General features: G+C 74.0%; 7 protein-coding genes (1 of these 7 running past the window's edge). 6 read left to right on the top strand and 1 reads right to left on the bottom strand.

The genetic code is table 11. The annotated features are described in order from the left end of the window. Together D471_RS0115320 and D471_RS0115315 are read left to right on the top strand one after the other, a co-directional pair. Positions 1–1,000 carry the 3' portion of an SDR family oxidoreductase gene (locus tag D471_RS0115320; protein ID WP_017599429.1) on the top strand. 440 nt of this gene lie to the left of the window's left edge, so 1,000 of the gene's 1,440 nt are visible here — the last part of the coding sequence; its start codon lies beyond the left edge, outside the window; it ends in the stop codon at positions 998–1,000. 114 nt (positions 1,001–1,114) lie between these two features. Next, the gene (locus tag D471_RS0115315; protein WP_017599428.1) at positions 1,115–3,331 is read left to right on the top strand and encodes an MMPL family transporter; all 2,217 of its coding nucleotides are present in this window, start codon (positions 1,115–1,117) and stop codon (positions 3,329–3,331) included. 53 nt (positions 3,332–3,384) lie between these two features. Here the strand turns inward: D471_RS0115315 and D471_RS0115310 are convergent, their stop codons facing one another. Then, entirely contained in the window at positions 3,385–4,101 is a 717-nt protein-coding gene (locus tag D471_RS0115310) for a GntR family transcriptional regulator (protein WP_017599427.1), read from the bottom strand. Positions 4,102–4,263: 162 nt separating this feature from the next. Here D471_RS0115310 and D471_RS0115305 point away from each other — a divergent pair, with 162 nt between their 5' ends. From D471_RS0115305 to D471_RS0115290, 4 genes are read left to right on the top strand one after another with little or no spacing between them, the layout of a single operon-like run. Then, the gene (locus D471_RS0115305; protein WP_017599426.1) at positions 4,264–5,511 is read left to right on the top strand and encodes an NRAMP family divalent metal transporter; all 1,248 of its coding nucleotides are present in this window, start codon (positions 4,264–4,266) and stop codon (positions 5,509–5,511) included. Between the two features lie 44 nt (positions 5,512–5,555). Further along, entirely contained in the window at positions 5,556–6,314 is a 759-nt protein-coding gene (locus D471_RS0115300; RefSeq protein WP_017599425.1) for a LamB/YcsF family protein, read from the top strand. Between the two features lie 18 nt (positions 6,315–6,332). Continuing rightward, complete coding sequence (locus D471_RS0115295; RefSeq protein ID WP_017599424.1) at positions 6,333–6,944, top strand: 5-oxoprolinase subunit B family protein; 612 nt, start codon at positions 6,333–6,335, stop codon at positions 6,942–6,944. Next, entirely contained in the window at positions 6,941–7,795 is an 855-nt protein-coding gene (locus D471_RS0115290) for a 5-oxoprolinase subunit C family protein (RefSeq protein ID WP_017599423.1), read from the top strand. The genes D471_RS0115295 and D471_RS0115290 overlap by 4 nt, the downstream gene beginning before the upstream one ends. The last annotated feature ends 97 nt before the right edge of the window (positions 7,796–7,892 follow it).

Genomic DNA, 7,892 nt, shown 5'->3' with positions numbered 1-7,892 from the left:
GTCGGCCTCCTTCGAGATGCTGCGCCACCTCACCGAGCGCCTGCCCGCCATGACCACACCGCGGTGGGTCCGCAGCCGGGTCCAGCCCATCGCCGTGCGGGACGTGCTCAGGCTGCTGGTGGGGGCGGCGGAGCTGCCCGCGGGGACCAACCGCACGTTCGACGTCGGCGGTCCGGAAGTGCTCACCTACGCGGAGATGATCCAGCGGTTCGCCGCGGTGGCCGGGATCCGGCGGCGGTGGATCATTCCGGTGCCCGTCCTGTCACCTGGCCTGTCCAGTCTCTGGGTGGGTCTGGTGACGCCGGTGCCGCCCTCCATCGCGCGCCCGCTCGTGGAGTCGCTGCGCCACGACTCGGTGATGCGCGAGGACGACCTGTCCGATCTGCTCGACGACCATGAGCGGCTCCGGTTCGACGAGGCGGTGGCGCTGGCCCTGCGCCAGGAGGCCGAGGCGCGCGTGGACACCCGGTGGTCGTCCGCCACCTGGCCGAGCGCCCCCTCGGACCCGCTGCCCACCGACCCGGACTGGGCGGGCGGAAGCCTGTACACCGACGAGCGGTCGCGGGTCGTGGAGGCGCCGCCCGAGCGGCTGTGGTCGGTGATCGAGGGGATCGGAGGCGACCGGGGCTGGTACTCGTGGCCGCTGGCCTGGGCCGCGCGGGGATGGATCGACCTGGCCGTCGGGGGTGTCGGCCTGCGTCGCGGTCGCAGGGACCCAGCCCGGCTGCGGGTAGGTGACTCGCTCGACTTCTGGCGGGTGGAGGAGGTCGTGCCCGGCGAGCTGCTGCGGCTGCGTGCGGAGATGCGTCTGCCCGGGCTGGCGTGGCTGGAGTTGGAAGTGGGGCGCGAGGGCGGGCGCACCGTGTACCGCCAGCGTGCCCTGTTCCGTCCCCGGGGGCTGTCCGGACACCTCTACTGGAAGGCGGTCACCCCCTTCCACGGTCTGATCTTCGGTTCGATGGCCCGCAACATCGCTCGTCAGGCGGCCCGGGAGCGGTGACGGCGCGGCGGTGATCGCCAGGGGCGGCGTGTGGGGCGTCTGGGGGTCGTGTTACCGTCGTGCCGAAGTTAGCTCGAAAAACGAGATAATCTGTTTCAGAGCTATTAGTCGTCGATGCTGGAGGTGGACACGGTGAGAACCCGGAGAGGGGCACCGGGAACCGGGCGCCGGAGGCGGCTGCCCGGGCTGGTGGCGGTCGTGGCGGTGGTGGCGTGGATCCTCGGGGCGGGCCCGCTCGGCTCGCTCCTCGGCTCTTTGGGCGACGTCCAGACCAACGACCAGAGCGCCTTCCTGCCGATCGGGGCGGAGTCCACGCGCGCGGGGGAGCTCGCGGAGGAGTTCGACCGCGGCGACAGTGTCCCCGCGATCGTCGTCTACTCCGGCGAACGCGACCTGGACGGCGCCGACCTGGCCGCCCTGTCGGCGGTCGCCGAGGGCCTCACCGACCGGCCGTGGGTGGACGGCCCCGTCGTCGGCCCCCTCCCCGGGACGGAGGACGCCTCCGTGGCCCAACTCATCGTGCCGATCGACGCCGGTGCGGACACCGCAGAGGCCGTCGGCGAGCTCAGGGAGGCGCTCGAGGACGACCCCGTGGCCGGGCTGCAGTCCCAGGTCACCGGGCCGGCCGGGTTCGCCGCCGACCTGGCCGCGGCCTTCGGCGGTATCGACACGACCCTGCTCCTGGTCGCGCTCGTCGCCGTGCTCGTCATCCTCGTCGCCGTCTACCGGTCGCCCCTGCTGCCGATCGTGGTCATCGTGTCCGCGCTCCTGGCCCTGGCCCTGGCGGGCGCGCTCGTGTACGCCTCCGCCGACGCGGACCTGATCACCCTCAACGGCCAGAGCCAGGGCATCCTCTTCATCCTCGTGGTCGGCGCCTGCACCGACTACGCCCTGCTCCTGGTCGCGCGCTACCGCGAGGAACTGTCGGAGCGGGACACCGCGGCGAAGGCCGTCGGCGCGGCCCTGCGCGGCGTGATCGGTCCGATCCTGGCCTCCGCGGGAACCGTGGTCCTCGGGGTGCTCTGCCTCCTCGCCGCCGACCTCGCCTCGACGCGGGGACTGGGGCCCGTCGTCGCCATCGGGATCGGCGCGGCCGTCCTGTCCGCGCTGACCTTCCTGCCCGCCGCGCTGCTCCTGCTCGGCCGGGCGGCGTTCTGGCCGCTCGCCCCGAACCGTCGGGGGGAGACCGCCGCGCGAGGGACCGACGCGGTCCTCGGCGGGCACCGTGTGTGGGGCGCGGTCGCCGCGTCGGTCGGACGTCGCCCCCGTGCCTACTGGGTGGGCACCGCGGTCCTGCTCCTGGCGGCCGCCGCCTTCGCGCCGCGGTTCGACGCCGAGGGCAGCTCCCAGGCCGAGATCTTCCGGACCGAGGTGGAGGCGGTCGACGGACAGCAGACCCTGACCCGGGGCTTCGGCGCCGACTCCACGGCCGCCCCGGCCCTGATCGTCACGGACGCCGACCACGCGGACGCCGTGGTCGCCGCCGCCGAGGACGTCCCCGGGGTCACCGGCGCCGACGTGGTTCGCGCACCGGGCCCACCGGGACAGCAGGGCGCCCCGATCGTCGAGGACGGCCGCGTCCTGGTCGAGGCCGTGCTCGCGGCCTCCCCGGAGTCGGCCCAGGCCGTGGACACGGTACGGGAGCTGCGCGACTCACTGGCGGAGGTCGAGGGGGCCGACGCGCTGGTCGGCGGGGTCGCCGCGACCACCCTGGACACCCGGGAGACGGCCCAGCGCGACTTCACGGTGGTGGTCCCGCTCGTCCTCGTGGTCGTCTTCCTCGTCCTCATCCCGCTGCTGCGCTCACTGGTGGCGCCCCTGCTGCTGATGGCGGCGAACGTGCTGTCCTTCGCCGCCGTCCTCGGCGTCGGCACCTTGGTCTTCGAGCACGTGCTGGACCTGCCCGCGGCCGACCCGGTGGTGCCGCTGTTCGCGTTCGTGTTCCTGGTGGCGCTGGGGATCGACTACAGCATCTTCCTCATGTCCAGGGCGCGGGAGGAGACGCTCGTACACGGCCACCGCCCCGGTGTCCTGCGGGCCCTCACCGTGACGGGAGGTGTCATCACGTCGGCGGGCGTGGTCCTGGCGGCCACCTTCGCGGCGCTGGCGGTGATCCCCCTGCTGTTCCTGTTCCAGCTCGCGTTCCTGGTCGCCTTCGGCGTCCTGGTGGACACGCTGCTGGTGCGGTCGCTGCTCGTGCCCGCCCTCTCGCTGGAGCTGGGGGCGCGGACCTGGTGGCCGGGGCGCGCGGGCCGGGCCGTCCCCGAGGGGCGGGACCGCTCCACGGTGGCGGAACGCGCCGAGCGCGCGGTGGGCGCGGACGTCCCCTGAGCACGCGGTTCGCCCTGGTGACCAGCCGGGGCGGGTGACGGGCGGCGCCGAGGTCAGGCGTCGCCCGTCGCGCGTTCCATCGCGGTGAACGCGGTGACGAGCTGTTCCTCGGAGGTGTCGAGGTAGCGGGACAGTTCGACCGCGGCGGTGTCGGGGTCGCGCTCGGCGATCCTGAGGTGGATCCGCCGGTTCCAGTCCAGGTAGGGCGCGTGGAACTGTTCGGGCGCGTTCATGACGTGGAAGACCAGGCGGGTCTCGGCCAGCACCTGGCTCATGAACTCGTCGATCCGCGGGCTGCCCGCGAGACCGGCCAGCGCCTGGTGGAAGTGCATGTTGGCCGTGCCCATGCGCCACCAGTCGCCCACCTCCCGGGCGGCCTCGCCCTCGGCCACGGCGGCGCCGACGGCGGAGACCGCGTCCTCGGGCGCCCCTCGGGCGCCGCGGACCGCGGGAAGTTCCAGGGAGCGGCGCGCGCTGAACAGGTCGCGGACGTCGTCGCTGGTGGGCCGGTTGACGAAGACGCCCCGGTGCATCTGGTGCACCAGGAGGCGCTCCCGTGACAGGAGGCGGAACGCCTCGCGCAGGGTGTTGCGGGAGACCCCGTACTTGCGGCTGAGCCGCTCCTCGGACAGGCGGGTCCCGGGGGAGAGCGCGCCGTCGATGACGAAGGCGCGCAGCATGTCGGCGACCCGCTCGGCCTGGCTGGTGGCGCGGGCCAGGGCCTCCGGTGGCTCGGGGAGCCGGTCGATGAGGTCGTCCGTGGCCGTCACGTGGGCTCCTTCGAGGGGCGGGATCGCGTCCCTCCATGGTACGGACCGGCGGGTTGGATTTTACTGACCGGGTCTTTACCAGCTTTGTTGGATTGAAGTATTGTTCAACAATCCCACGATGGTGTGGGTCACAGCCATCCCCCTCCACACCAGGAGACCCCCGTGAAAGACACCTCCGCGGCCGCCCGGCCGCGCCCCCGTCCCGGCCGCGTCGCGCTCAACAGCGGACTGCTCGGCGCCCTGTTCCTCATGGCCACCAGCGCGGTGGGGCCCGGCTTCATCACCCAGACCACGACGTTCACCGCCCAGCTCGGCGCCACCTTCGCCTTCGCCATCCTGGTGTCGGTCCTGGTCGACATCGCGGTCCAGCTCAACATCTGGCGCGTCATCGGCGTCGCGAACATGCGCGCCCAGGACCTGGCCAACCGGGTGCTGCCCGGGGCGGGCTACGTGCTGGCGGCCCTCGTCGTCTTCGGCGGACTGGTGTTCAACGTCGGCAACCTCGCCGGTACCGGGCTCGGACTCCAGGCGCTGACCGGGCTCGACCCGCGCTGGGGCACCGTCCTGTCGGCGGTCCTGGCCGTGGTCATCCTCGGCGTCAAGCGGCTCGGCGTGGCCCTGGACCGCATCCTCGTCGTGCTGGGCGTGGCGATGATCGCCCTGACCCTGTACGTCGCGTTCGTGTCCAAGCCCCCGGTCGGGGAGGCGCTGCGCCAGGCGGTGCTGCCGGACCAGCTCGGCTCCGACGTCTTCCTCGCCACCGTCACCATCATCGGCGGCACCGTCGGCGGCTACATCACCTACGCGGGCGCGCACCGCCTGGTCGAGCTCGGCAAGGGCGGGCGGGAGAACGTCTCCGCCGTCACGCGCACGTCCGTCACCGGCATCATCGTCACCGGCGTCATGCGCATCGTGCTCTTCCTCGCCATCCTGGGCGTGGTCGCCGGCGGCGCCGCCGTCATGGAGGCCGCCAACCCGGCGGCCGAGGCCTTCCGCCAGGCCGCGGGTGAGGTCGGGCTGCGGATGTTCGGCGTGATCTTCTGGGCCGCCGCCGTCAGCTCGGTGATCGGCGCGTCCTACACCTCGGTCTCCTTCGTCTCCACCTTCCACCCCGTGCTCACCCAGCGCCGGGGCGCGCTGGTCACCGGCTTCGTCGGTGTCTCACTGGTGATCTTCCTCCTCGCCGGTCAGGCCCCCGCGACCCTGCTCGTCCTGGCCGGGGCGCTCAACGGCGCCATCCTGCCGGTCGGCCTCGGGATCATGCTGTGGGTGGCCACACGCCGCTCCCGCGACCTGCTCGGCGGCTACCGTTACCCGCGCTGGCTGCTCGCCGTCGGCTGGGCCGCCTGGGCGCTGACCCTGTACATGGCCTGGAACGCGCTCGGCGGCATCGCCGCGCTCTGGCAGTAGGACGGACCCCGGGCACCGTCCCCGACCCCTGAGGAGGACCCACCTTGCGCATCGACCTCAACTCCGACCTCGGCGAGGGCCACGGCCGCTGGGAGCTGGGCGACGACCAGGCACTGCTGTCCATCGTCACCAGCGCCAACGTCGCCTGCGGTTTCCACGCCGGGGACCCGACCGTGCTGCGGCACACCACCCGCGCCGCCGCCGAACGCGGTGTGGCCGTCGGCGCGCACGTCGGGTACCGCGACCTGACCGGGTTCGGGCGGCGCTTCATCGACATGCCGCCCGCCGAGCTGGCCGACGAGGTCGTCTACCAGCTCGGCGCCCTGTCCGCGTTCACCGGGATGGCCGGGGAACGCATCCGCTACGTCAAGCCGCACGGCGCCCTGTACAACGCGATCGTGCACCACACCGACCAGGCCGGAGCCGTGGCCGCCGCGGTCGCCTCCTTCGACTCCGACCTGCCCGTCCTCGGCCTGCCCGGCTCCGAGTTCCTGCGCCTGGCGGAGGAGTTCGGGCTGCCCACCCACCGGGAGGCGTTCGCCGACCGCGCCTACACCCCCGAGGGGACGCTGGTCTCCCGCCGCGAACCCGGCGCCGTCCTGCACGACCCGGCCGAGATCGCCGAGCGGTGCCTGCGCATCGCCCGGGGCGAGCCGATCACCGCGATCGACGGCAGCCGGATCCGTGTCGAGGCCGACTCGCTCTGCGTGCACGGCGACAGTCCGGGGGCGGTGGAGATCGCCCGGACCGTGGCCGACAAACTGCGGGCCGAGGGCGTCACCCTGGCGCCCTTCACCACCTGACACTGGGAGGAACCGAACGTGCGCGTCCTGACGTGCGCCGACACCGGGGTGCTGGTGGAGGTCGCCGACCTGTCGGAGGTGATCGCCCTGCGCGCCGCGCTCGCGGCGCGTCCCGTGCCCGGGGTCACCGACGTCGTGCCCGCCGCCCGCACCGTGCTGCTGCGGGTGGCGCCCGGCACGAACACCGACGCGGTCGCCGCCGCCGTCACCGCCCTGTCCCTGGACGGGGCGGAGCGGGCGGGCGACGGCGGCACGGTCACCATCCCGGTCACCTACGACGGCGAGGACCTGGCCGACGTGGCCGCGCTGACCGGGCTCACCCCGGCGGAGGTGGTCAGGGCGCACACCTCCGCGACGTGGACGGTCGCGTTCTGCGGGTTCGCGCCCGGGTTCGGGTACATGGTCGGCGACGACCCGCGCCTGCACGTGCCCCGCCGCTCCGAGGCGCGCACCCGGGTTCCCGCCGGATCCGTGGCCCTGGCGGGGGAGTTCGCGGGCGTGTACCCGCGCAGCTCCCCGGGCGGGTGGCGATTGATCGGCCGCACCGACGCGCGGGTGTGGGACCTGGACCGCGATCCGCCGGGGCTGCTGCGGCCCGGCGTGCGGGTGCGATTCACGGAGGCGGCGTGACCGAGCTGGAGATCCTGGCCACCGGCCCGATGACCACAGTGCAGGACGCCGGGCGGTTCGGCCACGCCGACCTCGGTGTGGGGCGGTCGGGCGCGGCCGACACCGCGTCCTACGCCCTGGCCAACCGGCTCGTGGCCAACCCGGTCGGCGCCGCCGCCCTGGAGGTCACCATGGGCGGGCTGCGCGCGCGGGCGCGCGGCGCGGTGACCGTCGCCGTCACCGGGGCGCCCGTGCCGCTGCGGGTGGACGGGCGCGGCGCGGCGACGGACGCCGTGCTCCACCTGCCCGACGGCGCGGAGCTGTCCATGGGCGTGCCCGCACGCGGGCTGCGCAGCTACCTGGCCGTGCGCGGGGGTGTGGACGTGCCACCCGTGCTGGGATCGCGCAGCACCGACGTCCTGGCGGGACTCGGCCCGGCCGTGCCCGCGCCCGGCGACCTGCTGCCGGTGGGCCCGGCGCCCGCCGGGTTCCCCCGGGTCGACCACGTCGCGACCGCGCCCGTGGGCGGACCGTCGATCGACCTGCGGGTGGTGCTCGGGGCTCGGGACGACTGGTTCACCCCGGAGGCGGTGGCCACGCTGCTGTCCCGGGAGTACGAGGTGACCTCGCGCAGCGACCGGGTCGGCGCCCGCCTGACCGGGCCGGTGCTGGAGCGGTCGCGAGGCGGTGAGCTGCCCAGTGAGGGCATGGTCGCCGGTTCCCTCCAGGTGCCGCCCAACGGGGAGCCGGTGCTGTTCCTGGCCGACCACCCGGTGACCGGCGGCTACCCGGTCATCGCCGTCGTGCACTCCGCGCACCTGCCCCGGGCGGCCCAGGCCGCGCCCGGGACCCGGATGCGGTTCCGTCTGTGACTGCCCACCCGGGTGATGCCCTGGCCCGCGGCATCGCGGGGTGAGGCGGCCTCCGGGAAGCGAAGCGAGAGGAAAGCGGGAACGAAGCGGAGGCCGA

This window comes from Nocardiopsis lucentensis DSM 44048 (assembly GCF_000341125.1).
In the GTDB taxonomy this organism is placed as follows: domain Bacteria; phylum Actinomycetota; class Actinomycetes; order Streptosporangiales; family Streptosporangiaceae; genus Nocardiopsis; species Nocardiopsis lucentensis.
The sequence above is the reverse complement of the archived record's forward strand: the minus strand, read 5'-3'. Positions and strand labels throughout refer to the sequence as shown.

Excerpts from the sequence above, each read along its gene's own strand:
- D471_RS0115315 (WP_017599428.1), top strand. The coding sequence starts at position 1,115 with ATGCTGGAGGTGGACACGGTGAGAACCCGGAGAGGGGCACCGGGAACC.